This window comes from Nitratireductor sp. StC3, assembly GCF_003015025.1.
GTDB classification, from domain to species: domain Bacteria; phylum Pseudomonadota; class Alphaproteobacteria; order Rhizobiales; family Rhizobiaceae; genus Mangrovimarina; species Mangrovimarina alexandrii.
Window position 1 is genome coordinate 686759 of the sequence record NZ_PYBP01000001.1, and the last position, 16654, is coordinate 703412.

Annotated in this window: 17 protein-coding genes; 1 reads left to right on the forward strand and 16 read right to left on the reverse strand. The window is 65.8% G+C overall.

Features of this window, described 5'->3' with window-relative positions; all coding sequences use genetic code 11:
* Positions 1-21: 21 nt before the first annotated feature.
* The 8 genes from C7T96_RS03420 to C7T96_RS03455 all read right to left on the reverse strand — a co-directional run bounded on the left by C7T96_RS03420 (position 22) and on the right by C7T96_RS03455 (position 8780).
* The gene (locus C7T96_RS03420) at positions 22-972 is read right to left on the reverse strand and encodes an MBL fold metallo-hydrolase (protein ID WP_158264293.1); all 951 of its coding nucleotides are present in this window, start codon (positions 970-972) and stop codon (positions 22-24) included.
* 46 nt (positions 973-1018) lie between these two features.
* Complete coding sequence (locus C7T96_RS03425; RefSeq protein ID WP_106569729.1) at positions 1019-1738, reverse strand: ABC transporter ATP-binding protein; 720 nt, start codon at positions 1736-1738, stop codon at positions 1019-1021.
* Positions 1739-1743: 5 nt separating this feature from the next.
* A complete protein-coding gene (locus C7T96_RS03430; RefSeq protein WP_106569730.1) occupies positions 1744-2493 on the reverse strand; it encodes an ABC transporter ATP-binding protein in 750 nt (249 codons plus the stop codon).
* Complete coding sequence (locus tag C7T96_RS03435; RefSeq protein WP_127597393.1) at positions 2490-3440, reverse strand: branched-chain amino acid ABC transporter permease; 951 nt, start codon at positions 3438-3440, stop codon at positions 2490-2492. The genes C7T96_RS03430 and C7T96_RS03435 overlap by 4 nt, the downstream gene beginning before the upstream one ends.
* Before the next feature lie 10 nt (positions 3441-3450).
* Positions 3451-4305, reverse strand: coding sequence for a branched-chain amino acid ABC transporter permease (locus C7T96_RS03440; RefSeq protein WP_106569732.1), 855 nt, complete (start codon positions 4303-4305; stop codon positions 3451-3453).
* Between the two features lie 48 nt (positions 4306-4353).
* On the reverse strand, positions 4354-5583 hold the full coding sequence (locus C7T96_RS03445; RefSeq protein WP_158264294.1) for an ABC transporter substrate-binding protein: 1230 nt from the start codon (positions 5581-5583) through the stop codon (positions 4354-4356).
* Between the two features lie 159 nt (positions 5584-5742).
* Positions 5743-7266, reverse strand: coding sequence for an amidohydrolase family protein (locus tag C7T96_RS03450; RefSeq protein WP_146149134.1), 1524 nt, complete (start codon positions 7264-7266; stop codon positions 5743-5745).
* A 17-nt stretch (positions 7267-7283) separates the two neighbouring features.
* Positions 7284-8780 carry a carboxylesterase family protein gene (locus C7T96_RS03455; protein ID WP_106569735.1) on the reverse strand — a complete coding sequence of 499 codons (1497 nt, stop codon included), beginning with the start codon at positions 8778-8780 and terminating at the stop codon, positions 7284-7286.
* Between the two features lie 200 nt (positions 8781-8980).
* On the opposite strand from C7T96_RS03455, the gene C7T96_RS03460 reads away from it, so the two are divergent.
* Complete coding sequence (locus C7T96_RS03460; RefSeq protein ID WP_158264295.1) at positions 8981-9856, forward strand: VOC family protein; 876 nt, start codon at positions 8981-8983, stop codon at positions 9854-9856.
* 149 nt (positions 9857-10005) lie between these two features.
* Here C7T96_RS03460 and C7T96_RS03465 read toward each other — a convergent pair whose 3' ends face one another.
* The 8 genes from C7T96_RS03465 to C7T96_RS03500 all read right to left on the reverse strand — a co-directional run bounded on the left by C7T96_RS03465 (position 10006) and on the right by C7T96_RS03500 (position 16599).
* The gene (locus tag C7T96_RS03465) at positions 10006-11016 is read right to left on the reverse strand and encodes a helix-turn-helix domain-containing protein (RefSeq protein WP_106569737.1); all 1011 of its coding nucleotides are present in this window, start codon (positions 11014-11016) and stop codon (positions 10006-10008) included.
* A 12-nt stretch (positions 11017-11028) separates the two neighbouring features.
* Complete coding sequence (locus tag C7T96_RS03470; protein ID WP_106569738.1) at positions 11029-11853, reverse strand: xanthine dehydrogenase family protein subunit M; 825 nt, start codon at positions 11851-11853, stop codon at positions 11029-11031.
* Entirely contained in the window at positions 11850-12320 is a 471-nt protein-coding gene (locus tag C7T96_RS03475; protein ID WP_106569739.1) for a (2Fe-2S)-binding protein, read from the reverse strand. The genes C7T96_RS03470 and C7T96_RS03475 overlap by 4 nt, the downstream gene beginning before the upstream one ends.
* A 90-nt stretch (positions 12321-12410) precedes the next feature.
* A complete protein-coding gene (locus C7T96_RS03480; protein ID WP_106569740.1) occupies positions 12411-13241 on the reverse strand; it encodes an aspartate dehydrogenase in 831 nt (276 codons plus the stop codon).
* On the reverse strand, positions 13228-13929 hold the full coding sequence (locus C7T96_RS03485; RefSeq protein WP_106569741.1) for an ABC transporter ATP-binding protein: 702 nt from the start codon (positions 13927-13929) through the stop codon (positions 13228-13230). Before C7T96_RS03485 ends, C7T96_RS03480 begins: the two co-directional genes overlap by 14 nt.
* Positions 13923-14693: an ABC transporter ATP-binding protein gene (locus C7T96_RS03490; RefSeq protein ID WP_106569742.1), complete on the reverse strand. Its 771-nt coding sequence runs from the start codon at positions 14691-14693 to the stop codon at positions 13923-13925. Before C7T96_RS03490 ends, C7T96_RS03485 begins: the two co-directional genes overlap by 7 nt.
* Complete coding sequence (locus tag C7T96_RS03495) at positions 14690-15676, reverse strand: branched-chain amino acid ABC transporter permease (RefSeq protein ID WP_106569743.1); 987 nt, start codon at positions 15674-15676, stop codon at positions 14690-14692. The genes C7T96_RS03490 and C7T96_RS03495 overlap by 4 nt, the downstream gene beginning before the upstream one ends.
* An 8-nt stretch (positions 15677-15684) precedes the next feature.
* Positions 15685-16599, reverse strand: coding sequence for a branched-chain amino acid ABC transporter permease (locus C7T96_RS03500; protein ID WP_106569744.1), 915 nt, complete (start codon positions 16597-16599; stop codon positions 15685-15687).
* Positions 16600-16654 lie beyond the last annotated feature (55 nt).

The window sequence follows — 16654 nt, forward strand, 5'->3', positions numbered from 1 at the left end:
TGGAGGCGTGACAAAGACCGATCAGGCCTGGGCCGAAGACAACGGCAGGGGAACGAAGCGGGCCCCGGCGGCCTCCCGTTGAAGACGGCCGAAAGCGGGTGATGCAAAATGATACGGCGCCAGGATCGTGCCGGTGCCGGCGTTTTCCGTCAAAATCCGCTCGCGCGTGGCGCGCGCTGCTTGCGGGTCGGCACAGAAATTGGATACGAGCTCTCGGCGGGCGAATTGCAGCGGATGATGCAACACATCCGCCGTAAACAGTACCGAGGCCGCATCGAGCGTCAGGCGCACGACGCACATGCCGGGCGAATGGCCGGCGGCCGGCTCGAAACGCAGGCCGGGCGCGATCTCGGCGCTCGAGCCGACCAGGTCCAGACAGCCGGCGTCCTCGAGCGGCAGGACGCTGTCGGCGAAGGCGCCGTGCAGGACCGGCGCCGACGGTTCGACCCGATGAAGCCGGTTCCAATGGTCGAATTCGGCCCGCGGCGCGACGTAGCGGGCGCGCGGGAAAGTCGGCTCCCAGCCGGCATCGCCCAAAACCGTGTTCCAACCGACATGGTCGGCATGCAGATGCGTGTTGACGACGATGTCGACGCTTTCGGGTCGCACGCCGAGTCTGCCGAGCAGATCGAGAAACGGCCCGTCACGGCGATGCCAGGCAGGGCGATCCAACCGTTGCTTGCCGTTGCCGATGCCGGCATCGATCAAGGCGGTGAAAGCCGGCGTCTGGATCAGATAGACGTTGAAGCTCAGGAGCAGGGTCGCGGCTTCCGCATCGACGGTTCCGGCCGGAACCAAGCCGGCGGCGGCGCGCAGATCGTCGGCTGTCAGCGCGTCGAACAGGGCGGTGGCGGGCCATTCGATCCGGTCGATATCGGGTATGCGGACGATCCGTGCCTGGCCAAGCGTCAGGATGTCGACCGGAAAGGCCGGCCGGCCGCGCCCGACCTCGACTTGCACGGTTTCAATCATCTCATCCCGTCCTCGCCCCTGCACCACCGATCCGGCACGTTCGCAATCAGACACCGAGATAACGGTGTCTGATTTCCTCGTCCGCCTGCAGTTCGCCCGGCGTGGCGGCATAGACCACCTTGCCTTTGTTGAGGATCACGACGCGGTCGGCGAGCGCCAGCGCGAATTTCAGCCGCTGCTCGACGAGCAGGATCGTCGAGCCCCTGGCCTTGACCATTTCCAGTACGCCGAACAGTTCCTTGACGAGAAGCGGCGACAGGCCTTCCGTCGGCTCGTCGAGAATGACCAAGCGCGGATTGCCGACCAGCGCGCGGCCGACGGCCAGCATCTGCTGTTCGCCACCCGACAGGTTTCCGGCGCGATTGTCGCGGCGTTCGGCAAGCCGCGGAAAGGCGTCGTAGACGGCCTCGACCGTCCAGGACAGGCTTTGCGCATCGAAGCGCCGCAAATGGCGCGCGATCTCGAGGGTCTCGGCCACGCTCAGCGAGCGGAAGGTGCGCCGACCCTGCGGCACCAGCGCGATGCCGGCCCGGCTGCGCGCTTCCGGCGTGGCGTGGGTCAGCGCCTTGTCCAGGAAGCGGATCGCGCCCCGACGCGGCGGGTTGAAACCCATGATCGTATTGGCGAGCGTCGACTTGCCGACGCCGTTGCGCCCGAGAACGGCCACCAGTTCGCCCGGCTGCGCGTCGAGCGAAACGCCCTGCAGGATGTAGCTATCGCCGTAATAGGTGTGCACGTCGTCCACACTGACGATCGGTTGCGCCATGACGCTCACTCGCCTTCGCCGAAATAGATGCGTTGGATGTCTTCGTTGGCCTGGACCTCGGCCGCGGTCCCGGTGGTCACCAGTCGGCCATTGTGCAGGATGGTAAACAGGTCGGCGACGGCGAAGGCGACATCCATGTCGTGCTCTACCACGATCACGGTCACGTCTTCGGGCAGGCCCTTGATCAAGCCGACGACGCTTTCGGTCTCGGTGGCCGAAAGGCCGGAGGTCGGTTCGTCAAGCAGGAGAATGCGCGGCCGGTTGGCGACCGCCATGGCCAGTTCGAGCTTGCGCTGGTCGCCATAGGACAGGTTGCTGACGCGCGTGTCGGCGCCGGCGGGGAAGCGCCACTCGGCCAGGATGTCGGCCACCCTTTCGGCGATGCGCGGATAGGCGCCTGCCGGTCGTATCATCCCGAAACGGCTTGTCGACAGGGCACGCACGGCCAGATGCACGTTTTCGCCGACCGTCATGTCGGGGAACAGAGAGGTGATCTGGAAGGTGCGCGCGAGCCCGTCATGCGCACGCCGGTACGGGTTCTGCTTCGACACGTCCCGGCCGAACAGCCTGACCGCGCCGGAGGTCGGCTGCAACTGCCCGCCGATCATGTTGAACAGCGTCGTCTTGCCGGCGCCGTTCGGCCCCAGAAGCACCCGGCGTTCGCCGACGCCGACGCGCAGCGATACGCCGTCGACGGCGCGCAAGCCGCCGAATTGCATGACCACGTTGTCGACATCGACGGCCTGGGCGCTCATGCCGACCTCCGGGCGCGCCAGGCGTCGCCGACAAGGGTGACGATACCTTTGGGCGCAAACAGCATCACACAGATGTAAAGCAGACCGAGCACGGTCAGCCAGCGGTCGGTGTAACCCGACACGACATGGCTCATGAACACCACCAAAAAGGCGCCCAGGAACGGGCCGATCAGCGTACCGGCACCGCCGACGATCACCATCAGCGTCACTTCCGCCGATACGACGATCCCGACCGCCTCCGGGCTGATGAAACCCTTGTAGTAGACGAAGATGACGCCCGCCCAGCCGGCGAAACCGGCAGAGATGACGAAGGCCAGAAACTTGTAGAGCCAGACATTGTAGCCGAGCGCGGCCATGCGGTCGGGATTTTGGTGAATGCCGCGCAGCGCCTCGCCGAACGGCGAGCGCACGATCAGCCTCATGAGCAAGAGCGCGGCGGCCGCCGCGGCCAGTGCCAAAAGATAGTATCCGGCAGTCGTGTCGACGTTGAGGCCCGGCAGGCCGAGATCCGGCCGGCCGATGCCGCGCAGGCCGTCGTCGCCGCCGGTCAGGCTGCGCCACGAAAACGCAATCGCGAAGGTGATCTGACCGAGCGCCAGGGTGATGATCAGGAAGTAGACGCCGCTGGTGCGCAGCGCGAGCAGGCCGTAGACGGCACCGACGGCCATGCTGGCCGCGATCGCGGCCGCCGCGCCCCACCAGAAGCTGTCTGAAACATGCAGCATGACCAGGCCGGCGGTATAGGCGCCGACGCCGAAATAGGCGGCGTGGCCGAGCGACGGCAGACCGGTCTGACCGAGCAGCAGGTTCAGCCCCAGCGCCAGAACGGCAAAGATCAGGCAGTCGATCAACAGGCCTGTCGAGTAGCTCGACAACAGCCCGCCAAGCGCGGCAGCGACAGCGAAGACGGCGACAGCCACGGCGCCCGCTACGAGGGAAGGTCTCATCAGAAAAATCTCACGCACGGCCGAAAAGGCCTTCGGGACGGATGACCAGCATCGCGACCATCGGCACGAATATGGTGAACATGGCGAATTCCGGCAGCAGCGCCTTGCCGATCGTATCGCTGAAACCGATCAACAAGCTGCCGACGAAGGCGCCGCGCAGGCTGCCCAGCCCACCGATGACGACAACGGCGAAGGCCTGCAGCACGACCTCGAAATCCGCGCCCGGATAGATGCCCAGCATCGCGCCGCCGAGGACACCGGCCGCACCCGCCAGCGCCGCGCCCGCCCCGAACACCAAGAGAAAGATCATCTTGATGTCGAAGCCGATCGCCCGGACCATGTCGGCGTCGTCGACGCCAGCGCGGATGACCGCGCCGATCCGGGTGCGCTCGATGATGAGCCAGATCGCCAGGGCGACCGCGAAACCGCACACAATCAGGGCGACGCGGTATTTTGGAAAGAACAGGCCCGCGAAGCGCAGTGCGCCGTCGAGAAAGTCGGGCCTGTCGAGCGTCTGGGGCAGACCGCCCCAGAACCACAACGCCAGGTCGGAAATGACCAGTAGGACGCCGAAACTCATCAGCACCTGGCCGAGTTCGTTGCCGTGCACCCGCTCCAGAAGGACACGCTGCAAGACCATGCCAATGACGGCGACGAGCGCCGCGGCAACCAGGATGGCGAGCCAGAAACTACCGGTCTGGTTGAGCACCGAGAGGCCGATATATCCGCCGAGCAGATAAAACGATCCATGTGCCAGATTGATGATGCGCATCAGGCCGAAGATCACCGAGAGGCCGGAGGCGATCAGGAAAAGCAGCATGGCGAGCGACAGCCCGTTGAGAATCTGGATCGTGTAGAACGCCATGCTTGCTGTTTTCCGAGATGCGGTTGGACCGAAAGCGACGGGGTGGTGTTATTTCGCCCAGTCGTTGGCGATATCGCGATAGGGCTTCATCGCCATATAGTCTTCCGGGCTCCAGGTGTAGAATTGCGATACCGCCTCGAAACGCGCGATCGGCTCGTTGACCAGTTCGCCATCCTTGCGCTTGACCTCGAAAGCGTAAATGTCGTGCACGGGGCTGTTGTAGCCGTCGAACTTGAACGGTCCGCGCGGTGAATCGAACGACACCGCCGCCAGCGCCTCGTTGACCTTGGCCGGATCGGAAAGGTCTCCGCCAAGCGCCTCGATCGCCATGTGGATCGCCTTAGCGGTTACGTAGGAGCCTTCGGAATAGAGCGTCGGCGAGCGGTCGTATTTTTCGCGGTAGGCCTTCACGAAGGCCGCGTTGCCGGGCGTGTCGAGCGCGCTCGAATAATGCGAGGCGGTGACGATGCCGAGGGCCGAATCGCCCTGCTGGCCGAGAATCAGATCGTCGGTCAATAGGCTGGTGCCGACCAGCGGAATCGTGCCCTTGAGCCCGTATTCCTCGAACTGCTTGACGAATTTGATCGCCTCGGAGCCGGCGAAGACCGCCACCACCGCGTCCGCCTCGTCGATCTTGAGGCTGGTGAGGAACGGCGCGTAGTCGGCCGTGCCGAGCGGCGGATAGAGCGACTGGATCACCTCGCCGCCGGCCTCGGTGAAGGTGCGCGCGATGCCGCCGGTCTGCTCGAAGCCCATGGCGTAGCCGGGCGCGATCATGACCACGCGCTTATAGCCCTGCTCGAAAAGCCATTTGCCGAACGGATGACTGGCCTGGCTGCCCGAACTGTTGGTGCGAAAAATGTTCGGCGCGGCAAGCTGCTGCGTGAGCCCGTCGGCGCTGGCGACCGACACCACCAACGGTACGTTTTTTTCCACCATATAATCGCGCAGCGCATAGGCGACGCTGGACGACACGATGCCGCCGACGAAATTGACCTTGTCGCTTTCGACCAGTTTCTTGATTTTCGTCAGCCCGACATCCGGTTTGGCCTGGGTGTCCTCGAAGATCACCTCGAGCTTGGCGCCGCCGGCCATGCCGCCGATCTCGTCGAGATAAAGCTGGAAACCGTTGCGGACATCCTCGCCGATCACGGCGAACGGGCCGGTATTGGGCGACATCATGCCGACCTTGACAGTTTCCTGTGCTAATGCACCGCCAGAAGCGGACAGGCCGGCCGCCACAAAGGCGGCGGCGAAAGTCTTCAATCGGAGTTTCATGAAACGGTTCCCCTGATTATTGCGCGTTTGAAGCGGACGTGTTCGATGCTCCGGGCTCATAGTGCGTCGGGTGCGGCGATCCAGCTTGCTTGCCAGCGCATAGTCGCTTGGATGTGGGCGCACCCGCCCCCTTCCCGCGTCTTCCTGTCCACGGTGCGGTCACTCGCACGCCATGCGCGTCATGCCGATATCGACCGCCCAGCTTCGCGCTTCGGCTTCCGCCAGATAGGGGTCGAGCCGTTCCGCCCGCGCACGCACGGCCTCGGCGTCGCGCAGCACGGCCGGCATCAGTTCGGCAAGCTCGTCGGCGAGCGCATCCTCGTCAATGGTGAGCAGTTTTCGGTCGCGGACGACGAAACGCCCGTCGACCATGACGGCGCTGACGCCGCGCCCGGCTTCGCCGTAGACGATCTGACGCGTGGCGTCGTTGAGCGGGCGATAGACCGGGTCATCGCGGTCAAGAAATGTGATGTCGGCGCTGAAGCCGACGCCGAGGCGACCGGTGTTTTCCAGCCCGAGCGCCCGCGCGCCGTCGGCGGTAGCCGCGCGCAAGCAATCGCGGGCGCCCGGCACATCGTCGGAGCGCCCGGCAATGCCGGCCAGAAGCACCGACAACTTCATAGCCTGGAACATGTTCTGGGCATCGGAGCACGAGCAATTGTCGCAGCCCAGGCCCGGCCGGACGCCTTTGTTTGCATAAAGGCGATACGGCGCTATGCCGTTGCGGGTCTTCAGATTGCTGATCGGATTCATCACCAGCCGGGTGCCGCTGCCGGCCAACAGGCGGGCGTCGTCGTCGTCAAGCCAGACGCCATGGGCGAGCGTCAGGTCGGGCCCGAGCGCGCCGAGACTGTCGAGATAACGGATCGGCGAGCCGCCATGGTCCTTGAAAATCGTGTGCGCGCCGACCGCCTCGACGCGCGAGATCGCGACATGCGAAAAAAGCCGCACCGCATAAGCGCGGGCGATGTCCAGCAGGCGGAGGAGCAGCCCGCGAGAGCAGCGCTCCGGACTCGACGGACAAACCGCCCAGGTGACGCGATCGCCAGATTGCGCAGGCAGATCGGCCAGGATGCGCTCGAGTTCGGCGAGCGGAGCCGGCATGTCGGGCGGTGGCGGCGGCCCGGCAACGATGGCAGCAAGCTCGGCCGGCAGGATGTCGCGCAAAAAGGGGATCGTGTCGAGCGGGCCGGTATCGGCCAATTGCAGCCCGAGCACGACCCGCAAGCCCGTCTCGCGATAGGTGTCGCGCACGATCGTGGCCTGGCGGCTGGTCAGCGGCCACAGGCTCAGCATGTCCTGCACCGTCGTGATGCCGCCACGCAAGCACTCGGCAGCCCCAATCAACGTGCGCAGCCGCAATTCGCGATCTGAGCGCGGCGGAAAATAACGCGGCAAAGCGCGCACCGCCCAGCGCTCCAAGGACATGACGTTGAAGGCACCCTTCAGCAGCGCGTCGTGGGAATGATAATGGGCGTTGACGAGGCCCGGTATGGCGATCAGCGCCGACGCATCGAAAATCTCAGCGTCGTCCGGCACCCGGAACGCGGTCGCGGCCGGGCCGATCGCGGCGATCTTGCCGTCGCGAACCAGGATGTCGGCCCTTGCCGGTTCGCCGTTCCCGACCGCAGGATCGACCAGCATGGCATTGCGGATCCAGATCGGCCGCGCCGGCCGATCCACGCGCGTCGGCTCCGCGGTCAGCACGAACCACCCGCCAGGTCGCTCACGGTGGAGCGCCGATCGAGCCGCATCGCCGGCCTGCGCCCGACGCCAAAGGTCTGCCAGGCGGGCAAGCCGGCGGCAGCCGGGTTTCCAATCCGCACGAAGTTCAGCCAGGCCGCGCGTATGGTTGCCGACAGCTCGGCAAGCTCGACCGGATCAGCGCCGGCAAGCATCGGCGCGTCGCGCCAGGCTTGCGTCGGGCCGAACACGAACGGCAGTTCCAGACAATGGCAGGCGCCAAGCGGGCTGCCGGCCGGATGCCAGGCGAATTCATAGACATAGGCTTCGCCTCCATCCGCAGCGCGCCGCGCGGCAAAGGCGACGGTCGGCTCGACGAACACATCCCGCGAGGCGACGGCGCTGAGCAAGGCGACGGGCGAGCGTTCGCCATCGCGCGCCATGCGGTGAAACGCCTCCAAACGGTGCTGGCCGTAAAACGCGGTGACGAGCTCACCGGCTGCGGCCATATCGAGGCTCTCGCCGCGCGGGTCGAGCGCGAAGAAAGCGTCCGCCTCATCCGACGTAAAGCCGATCAGCACGTCGACGCCGGTCATGGCGTCGGCCGCCGCGCGGTCGAAGGCGACCGTGTCGGGAAGGCCAGCGCTCGCCTGAACGAGCTGGAACGGGGGGGCCGTGTCGCCGAAACGGGCATGCCGGCGTGCAATCGCGGCCTGCGCGTCGAGGACGGCATCAAGGGGTCGTCCCGCAAGCCAGGCGCGGGCCTCATCCGGCCTGTGGGGATCACCGCCCAATTCCCGGACGAACTCGGCGCCGAGCGCGCGCGCATAGTCGCGATCCTGCGGACGCATGCCAAACGCCGCACTTTGTATGATCACCCGCCGCACGTTTTTTGTCGGGTGGCCGCCGGCAAACAGCGCAGCGATCGAATTTCCACCAGCCGACTGGCCCATCAGGATCATGTTGTCGGGATCGCCGCCGACGCTAGCGGCGATATCGCGCACGACGCAGAGCGCGAGCGCCTGGTCGAGCAGGCCCAGATTGCCCTCGCTGATGCCCGGGGCATAGAGATAACCAAGCGCGCCCAGGCGGTAGTTGACACCGACCACGACCACGTCGCCCTCGCCGGCAAGCAGACTGCCATCGTACCAGTCAAGCCCGCCCGAGCCGCTGGAAAAACCGCCGCCATGAAGCCAGACCACGACCGGCCGACGCGCATCATCAAGCCCCGGTGTGGCGATGTCGAGATGCAGGCAGTCCTCGCTCTGTCGACGTGTGAAATCGCCCATCACGCCGAGCAGCCGGGAGGCGAGCTGCGGGGCGATCACGCCCGGCTCGTAGGCTTCGAACGTCCCGGTCCACGGCGTTTTGCGGCGTGGCGGACAAAACCGCAGAGCGCCGACCGGCGCCTCGGCATAAGGCACGCCACGGAAACGGCAAACCGCATGGCGGCGCAGGCCGGCGATGCGCCCGAGGGGAGTGTCGGCAAACACGGTTTCGGTCGGCTGGTGCATGGGCGTTTCCCTCTTCGCGGAGCGGGAAGCTAGGGCCAAAATCGATCAGGCGGCTTGCGCGAGAGCGCATTGGTGCTTGCGCGCGGACGCGGGACAAGCCGTTTGCGCGCGGCGACAAGTGGGGCTGCGCTGTCGCGCAAGCCGACATCTTCAGCCCGGGCGATGCTGGAGCAATGATGATCCAAGCGCAGGAGACCGCGATGAAGGGCGATATCGATTCAGTGAACCATTTGGGGATCGCCGTGCGCGACATGGAGGCCGCGTGCGCGCTCTATGAACGCCTCGGCTTTCAACTGACGCCGCTTTCGGTGCATTCGGGATCGAGCAATCCGGACGAGCCGGTTCAGCCGATGGCGACGGGAAATCGCTGCGCGGTATTTCCGAACAACTATATCGAAGTGCTGGGCATCGTGAACCCGGGCGCGCTCGACTGGGGCTGGGATCGTTTCATCGACCGGTTCGAAGGCGCCCATATCATCTGCTTCGGCTGCAAGGACGCCGACACGGTCGCCACGCGCCTGGCGGCCGCAAAGGTCGCCAATTCGGGCGTGATCGCCCTGCAACGCGACATCGGGACGCCGGAGGGAACGCGCACGGCGAAATTCGACTGCGTGCATTTCGATCGCGCCGCAACCCCGGAGGGCCTGATCCAGGCCGCGCGGCACCGCAATCCGGAATATGTGCACCAGCCGCGCTATCTCACGCACGAAAACGGCGCCACAAGCCTGTCGAGCCTGCTGCTCGTGGCCGAAGACCCAAAGGCGACCGCCGAGCGCTACGCCGTGCTGACCGGACAGCCACTCGACGAAATCGACGGCCTGCCCGGCATCCGCCTGCCACTGGTCACGACTTTGCGTTTCACCAGCCCGCAGGACGCCGGAATGCGCCTGCCCGGCACGCTTTTGTCGCCGGCCCCGTCGATCGTGGCCGCGACCTTTACCGTAACCGATCTGGCCTCGGCGCGCGCACTGATCGGCGATGCCGGCTTTCCGGTCGTCGACGGCGACGATCGCTTCCACGTGCCGGCCGAACATGCGCTCGGTGTCGTGCACGAATTCGTGCCGGATAGACGCTGAAGGCTTGAAGACGGGGCCCGGAAACGGGCCCCGCATCCGAATACCGCAACCAAACGAAAAAAGATTGCGACGGCGAGCCCGTCGATCATCGTCGCGACGTCATACCAGACCCGGACGCCGCGCAACCGGCCTTGCGCCCAACGGTCTCGTCACACAAGTTGCGGCGCAGTGGTCGCGCGCGCCTCACGCGGCGCCATGCCGAACCGGGCGCGGAACTGGCGGCTGAAATGCGGGATGTCGTTAAAGCCCTGCCGCATGGCGATCTCGGTCACGGTGAGATGGGCATAACGCGGATCGACCAGCAGCGAGCGGGCCCGCAACAGACGCTCCTCGCGAACCCAGGCGCCGAACGTCGTGCCGCTGTTGGAAAAAAGCTTATGGAGGTAGCGCTTCGACAGGCCGAAGGAGTCGGCGATCTTGGCCGGCGTCAAGTCGGGGTCGTCCAACGCGCAATGCAGATGCGCCTTGACCCGCGACAATAGCATGTGTCCGCCACCGCCATCATTTCGTTCCAGATCCTCATCATACCTGCCGTCTCCGGACTTGAAGGCGAGCGCGATCAGGTCGAGCCAGATCTCGATGGCATGCATCTGGTTGGCGCTGCCCAGCAGGTGGCCCTCACGGATGAGGAATTGCAGGTGGTCGCGCGCCAGGCGACCGATCCCGCGTTCGGTGTCCGGCGTGACCGGCAGGTAGCGGGTCGGGTCGATCAGCCTGCTTTCCAGCAACCGCCGCGGAACCGTTATCAAGACGCGATCGGCGGGTTCGGGAAACACCGCCTGGTAGGGCATAGCCTTGTCGAGCAGGAACAGGCTTCCGGCGTCGATCGCCGCGCGACGATGATCGTGGTCGACGTCGGTCTTGCCCGACAGGTTGAAGCCGATGATGTATTGTGCCTGGTTGTCGGCCTCGATGCAGTTGACCGAGCGGTTCAGCTCGACCGGATCGGACTGGATGCGTGAAATGCGCAGCGGGCCGAGGCGGATTTCGGAGGTTTGATAGGCAAAGCGGTCTGCCTTCGCCGGCCGCACCTCGACGCGGGCCACGCGCCGGCTGACAATGGAGATGTACTGACCGAGCTGGTCGCCATGGGAGAAGTTGCCGCGCGCGAAGGCAAACCCGCCATGGGGAGCGCCAACAGTGCCGCCGATTTCAATCATCCCATTCTCCTTTCACTTTTTTCCGCTCCTGGCGCCGTCCGCACCGAGCGTTTCGACCAGGCGCTCGGTCAAGACCCGCACGAGATGGGCGCGATAGGCGCCGCCCGCGTGGATGTCGCTCAGCATCTGATCCGGCTCGAGCGCCAGACCGGAAAGGGGCCGGCGGGCGAAATTCCCGTCCAATGCGGCCTCGGCCTCGGTCCAGCGGAAGACACCGGCTGCGCCCGCGCCGGTGACCGCGACTCGCACGCCGTGCCGGTGGCGCGCGACGAACACGCCGACGATGGCGAAGCGCGACGCCGGCTGGCGGAACTTCAGGTAAGCACAGCTCGAACAGGCCGGAAAACCCACCTCACGGATGAACTCGCCCGGCTCGAGCGCGGTTTCGAACAGGTCGACGAAAAACGCGTCCGCGCTGATATCGCGGCGGTCGGTCCTGATCGTCGCGCCGAGTGCGAGCAGAGCCGCCGGATAGTCGGCGGCGGGATCATTGTTGGCGACGGAACCGCCGATCGTGCCCCGATTGCGCACCTGGGCATCGCCGATCATGGCGGCGAGATCAGCGAGCCCCGGAATCTTTTCGCGCACGACGGGCGACGCCGCGACGGCGGCGTGCCGGCACATCGCGCCGACACGGACTTCACCGTCGACCACGGCCAGGTCCATCAGCTCCGACACGGCATTGAGATCGATCAGCAGGTCCGGCGCGGCCAGCCCCTGCTTCATGGTCGGCACCAGCGTCTGCCCGCCGGCAAGCAGCATCGGCTCGTCGCCGTCGCGCAGCAGGCCGAGCGTCTCAGCCAACGATGTGGGGCACGCATAGTCGAACTTGTTCATGGCCGCATCATCTCCGCCGCATCCAGGATCGCCTTGACGATGTTCTCGTAGCCGGTGCAGCGGCAGATATTGCCCTCAAGCTCCTCACGCACCGTGCGTTCGTCGAGATCGCCCTCGTGGCGAGCCACCATATCGAGCGCCGACATGATCATGCCGGGCGTACAGAACCCGCATTGGAGCGCGTGATGGTCGTGGAAGGCCTGCTGCATGGGATGCAGCGTCTCGCCCTCGGCCAGCCCCTCGATCGTGGTGACCTTGCGACCCTGACACTGAATCGCGAGCAGCGCGCAGGATTTGACCGCGACGCCGTCGAGATGAACGACACAGGCGCCGCACTGGCTGGTGTCGCAGCCGACATGCGTGCCGGTCAGCCGGCATTGGTCGCGCAGAAATTCAACCAGCAATGTTCGCGACTCGACCTCGGCCGCGACGGGCGTGCCGTTAATTTCCGTTTCCAGCCGCATCATCTGTGCTCCATCGTCATTTTGCCCAGCCTGGCATCCCCCCGCCCGGCGCAACGATCCAAGCGCGCCCGGCGGCCGGCCTCCTCCCAGGCGCTAGCGTACCAACGCGCGGACGTGATTTTCCAGAAGCCGCACCAGGCTGAGCGCCGTCATTTCAGAGGATTTCGGGTTGGTCGCCAACGGTGCGTTCTCAATCGACATATCCAGCCGTCCGAACGCGCCCTCGGCCGCGATGCGATGTGCGTTGCGCGAGGCGGCCGGATCGGCGCACAAGGAGACACGCGTGCGCTCCAGGCCGATGCCGGCCAGCGCCGAAATCACCGCGACATTGGCGTTTTGCGGAAAACGGTCAGCCGCCTCGCGCGCCGTTCCGGAAAAGAAAATCGTCGCGCTGTCGAGCCCGTCCAGATCAGCAAGCGTTTCGGCCTCCGTCCCGCGCCAAGCCGCAGGCGGCTTGACGATGGTATGCTCGACCGCGTCGAGGGAGAGCGTCGCCGCGGCAGCGAGCGCGTCGATGCCGGCCATAGCGCCCGGCGGCACGACAATCTGCGCGCCGGTCCGCTCGGCACTCGCGACCAGGCGGGCGAGCAGGGCGTCGTCGCAAAAGGCGGAGGTGGAGGAGACGACGAAATCGTGCCCCGCCGACAGCGCGGCCTCGCCCCAGGGCTCGACGCTCGCCCGACCGGCCGCCTCGACGACCAGATCGATGTCCAGCCCTTCGAGCGCCCCCGGCTCGGCGATCAGCCGCGCCGAGGCCGGCAGATCCGGGCGCGATGCCGCCGTGTCGCGGACCGCGACCGCCACGAAGACGATCTCGCGCCTGCCTCGCTCGGCCAGCAGCGCCGCGAGGCGCCTGGCGATCGCGCCCCAGCCGACGATGGCGACGCGCAGGCCGCGCCGCGATGCGCGCCTAGATGCCGACATAGGACTGCACCCGTTCTGTGTCGCGCTCGATATCGGCGCCATCGCCCGCCCACACGGTACGCCCCTTTTCGAGCACGAAATGCCGGTCGGCCAGGCGTTTGAGCACATGGACGTTCTTGTCGATCAACAGAATCGACTGGCCTTCCGCCTTGAGACGCTCGACACAGGCCCAGATCTCGGCGCGAATGACCGGCGCCAGCCCTTCGGTCGCCTCGTCGAGGATGAGAAGACGCGGATTGGTCATCAGCGCGCGGCCGATAACCAACATCTGCTGCTCGCCGCCCGACAGGGTGACGGCGGATTGCCCGGCGCGCTCGCGCAGGCGCGGAAACAGCGTATAGACCCGCTCCAGCGTCCAGGGATCGGCGCGCCGCAAGCGATTGGACGCGGTCGCGACCAGGTTTTCGCGCACGCTGAGCGTGGGAAAGACCTGCCGGCCCTCAGGCACCAGCCCGACGCCGAGCCGGGCAACGGTTTCCGGCGCCGCGCCGAGGACCGACACGTCGTCGATCAGCACCTCGCCGGCGAGCGGCGGCAGGAGCCCCATGATCGCACGCACGGTGGTGGTCTTGCCCATGCCGTTGCGGCCAAGCAGGGTGACCACCTCGCCGTCGGCGATTTCGAGCGCGACGTCGAACAGGACCTGGCTGGCGCCGTAGGCGGCCTGTAGAGCGCTGACTTTCAGCATGCCTCGTCTCCCTCGCCGAGATAGGCCTTGCGGACCTCCGCATGATCACGGATTTCGTCCGCGCTTCCCGTGGCGATCACCCGGCCGTAGACGAGAACCGAGATGCGGTCGGCAAGCTTGAAGACGGCGTCCATGTCGTGCTCGACCAGAAGCATGGCGACGGTCTGCTTGAGGCCGCGCAGCATCGTGATCATCTGCTGGCTTTCGGCGTGACCGAGGCCAGCCATCGGCTCGTCGAGCAGCAACAGGCGCGGCCGGTTGGCAAGCGCGACGACGAGTTCAAGCTGCTTGCGCTCGCCATGCGACAGGTTGGCCACGATCTCGTCGGCGCGGTCCGCAAGCCCGGCATCGGCCAGCAGCGCGTCGGCTTCGGCGCGCAACGACCGGTCGGCGCGCACATTGGCCAGGAAGCGAAAACTGTGGCCCTGACGCACCTGGACGGCGATCGCGACATTGTCGCGCACGGAATAGTCCGACAACAGGCAGGTGATCTGGAACGAGCGCGCGAGTCCGCGCGCAACCCGCTGCGCCGTCGAAAGCCCGTCGATCGCCGTGCCGTCGAGCGCGATCGTGCCGCCGTCGGGCCGCAACTCGCCGAAAAGCTGCGAGATCAGCGTCGTCTTGCCGGCGCCGTTGGGACCGATGAGCGCGTGGATTTCGCCGGCGCGCACGTCGAGATCGACGGTGTCGGTCGCCACCAGGCCGCCGAAACGCTTCATGAGGCCGCGAACGGCGAGGACGGGAGCGGACGCGGGATTTGTCATGGACGCCTCCCGACCAAGCGCAGCGCCAGTGCCTGAACACCGCCATGCGTGTAAAGGACGACGAACAGCAGGATGGCACCGACGCCGAGCTGCCAATATTCGGTCCAGGCGGCGAGCACGGTTTCCAGAACGATGAAGACGGCGGCACCCGCGAGCGGGCCGAACAAGGTGCCGACGCCGCCGAGAATGACCATCACCATCAGTTCGCCGGATTTGGTCCAATGCAGCATGTCGGGACTGGCGAAGCGCATGAAATTGGCCATCAGCGCGCCGGCCAGCCCCGCCCCCATGCCGGAAATGACGAAGGCGGCGAGTTGGTAGCGATAGACCGGCAGACCAATCGCGGCCATGCGCCGCTCGCTCTGGCGCAACCCGACCAGCACATTGCCGAAGCGCGAATTGACCACCCGCCACAACAGGACGAAAAAGATTACGGTCGCCGTCAAGCAGACATAATAGACGGTCTGCTTGTCGCGCATGTTGAGACCGGGCACTTCGTTGGCGCGGCGGATGATCAGCCCGTCGTCGCCGCCATAGGCCTTCAGCGAGACGAAGAAGAAAAACAGCATCTGGGCGAAGGCGAGCGTGATCATGATGAACTGCACGCCGCTGGTGCGCAGCGACAGCGCGCCGATCAGCGCGGCGAACGCGCCGCTGACGAGGATCGCGGCCGGCAGCGTGACCAGAAGCTGGTTGCTGCCGGGGATGAGGCCCAACAGCGGCTCGCCGGCAGCGTAGTGCTGGTAAAGAATGCCGACGACGTAGCCGCCAATGCCGAAAAAGGCGGCGTGACCGAAAGACACCATGCCGCCGTAACCGAGCACCAGGTTGAGGCTCGCCGCCGCGATACCGTAGATCAGGATGCGGGTCGCCAGCGAGGTCAACGCCGGCTGACCGGTGGCGTCGGCGAACACCGGCAACGCAACGAGCGCGACCAGCACAACCAGACAGAGCACGGGCCTAAAAGTGGATGTACCGTTCATGAGAATGCTCACGAATCGGCCGCAAACAGGCCTTTCGGCCTGACAAGGAGAACGAGTGCCATCAACAGATAGATCCCCATGGAGGAAATGCCGGCGCCAAGCGCATCGGCCTCGGATCCGACCATGACGTGGCGCAGCAGGCCCGGCAGATAGGCGCGCAGCATGGTGTCGACCACGCCGATGATCAGGCTGGCGAAAAAGGCGCCGCGGATCGAGCCGACACCGCCGATGACGACCACGACGAATGTGGTGATCAGGATCTGCTCGCCCATGCCCACCTGGACGGCGAGGATCGGTCCGGCCATCAGCCCGGCGAGGCCGGCCAGCAGCGCGCCCAGGCCGAAAACCACTGTATACAGCATGCGGATGTCGACGCCGAGCGCGCGCACCATGTCGCGATTGGTCGAACCGGCGCGTACCAGCATGCCGATGCGGGTACGGTTGATCAAAAGATAGAGCCCGGCGGCGACCATAAGCCCGACAACGATGATGGAAAGCCGGTAGACGGGGTAGACCAGGCCCGGCACAAGCTCGACCGAGCCGGCAAGCAGCGGCGGCATCGGCACGAACAAAGGCTGGCGGCCGAACAGAATGGTGACGAGCTGGTTCAAGATCAGGATGATGGCGAAGGTCGCAAGCACCTGGTCGAGGTGATCGCGCCGGTAGAGACGCCGGATGACCACCATTTCCATGACGACGCCAGTGACGGCGGCCGTGCCCAGAGCGCCGGCGATGCCAAGCAGGAAGGACCCCGTCTCACCGATGACGAGCGTGCCGGCATAGGCGCCGACCATGTAGATCGATCCATGGGCGAGATTGATGATACCCATGATGCCGAAGATCAGGGTCAAGCCCGCCGCCATCAGGAAGAGCATGACGCCGAGCTGAAGCCCGTTGAGCATCTGTTCGAGGAACAAGGTCATAGTTGCTGCCGAAACCCGAAAGGATTGGGGAAAGGAGGCCCCGCGCGACGCTTCG

Excerpts from the sequence above, each read along its gene's own strand:
- C7T96_RS03435 (WP_127597393.1), bottom strand. The coding sequence starts at position 3,440 with ATGAGACCTTCCCTCGTAGCGGGCGCCGTGGCTGTCGCCGTCTTCGCT.
- C7T96_RS03445 (WP_158264294.1), bottom strand. The coding sequence starts at position 5,583 with ATGAAACTCCGATTGAAGACTTTCGCCGCCGCCTTTGTGGCGGCCGGC.
- C7T96_RS03475 (WP_106569739.1), bottom strand. The coding sequence starts at position 12,320 with ATGATGCGGCTGGAAACGGAAATTAACGGCACGCCCGTCGCGGCCGAG.
- C7T96_RS03460 (WP_158264295.1), top strand. The coding sequence starts at position 8,981 with ATGAAGGGCGATATCGATTCAGTGAACCATTTGGGGATCGCCGTGCGC.
- C7T96_RS03455 (WP_106569735.1), bottom strand. The coding sequence starts at position 8,780 with ATGCACCAGCCGACCGAAACCGTGTTTGCCGACACTCCCCTCGGGCGC.
- C7T96_RS03490 (WP_106569742.1), bottom strand. The coding sequence starts at position 14,693 with ATGACAAATCCCGCGTCCGCTCCCGTCCTCGCCGTTCGCGGCCTCATG.
- C7T96_RS03420 (WP_158264293.1), bottom strand. The coding sequence starts at position 972 with ATGATTGAAACCGTGCAAGTCGAGGTCGGGCGCGGCCGGCCGGCCTTT.
- C7T96_RS03480 (WP_106569740.1), bottom strand. The coding sequence starts at position 13,241 with ATGTCGGCATCTAGGCGCGCATCGCGGCGCGGCCTGCGCGTCGCCATC.
- C7T96_RS03470 (WP_106569738.1), bottom strand. The coding sequence starts at position 11,853 with ATGAACAAGTTCGACTATGCGTGCCCCACATCGTTGGCTGAGACGCTC.
- C7T96_RS03485 (WP_106569741.1), bottom strand. The coding sequence starts at position 13,929 with ATGCTGAAAGTCAGCGCTCTACAGGCCGCCTACGGCGCCAGCCAGGTC.
- C7T96_RS03425 (WP_106569729.1), bottom strand. The coding sequence starts at position 1,738 with ATGGCGCAACCGATCGTCAGTGTGGACGACGTGCACACCTATTACGGC.
- C7T96_RS03440 (WP_106569732.1), bottom strand. The coding sequence starts at position 4,305 with ATGGCGTTCTACACGATCCAGATTCTCAACGGGCTGTCGCTCGCCATG.
- C7T96_RS03500 (WP_106569744.1), bottom strand. The coding sequence starts at position 16,599 with ATGACCTTGTTCCTCGAACAGATGCTCAACGGGCTTCAGCTCGGCGTC.
- C7T96_RS03465 (WP_106569737.1), bottom strand. The coding sequence starts at position 11,016 with ATGATTGAAATCGGCGGCACTGTTGGCGCTCCCCATGGCGGGTTTGCC.
- C7T96_RS03495 (WP_106569743.1), bottom strand. The coding sequence starts at position 15,676 with ATGAACGGTACATCCACTTTTAGGCCCGTGCTCTGTCTGGTTGTGCTG.
- C7T96_RS03430 (WP_106569730.1), bottom strand. The coding sequence starts at position 2,493 with ATGAGCGCCCAGGCCGTCGATGTCGACAACGTGGTCATGCAATTCGGC.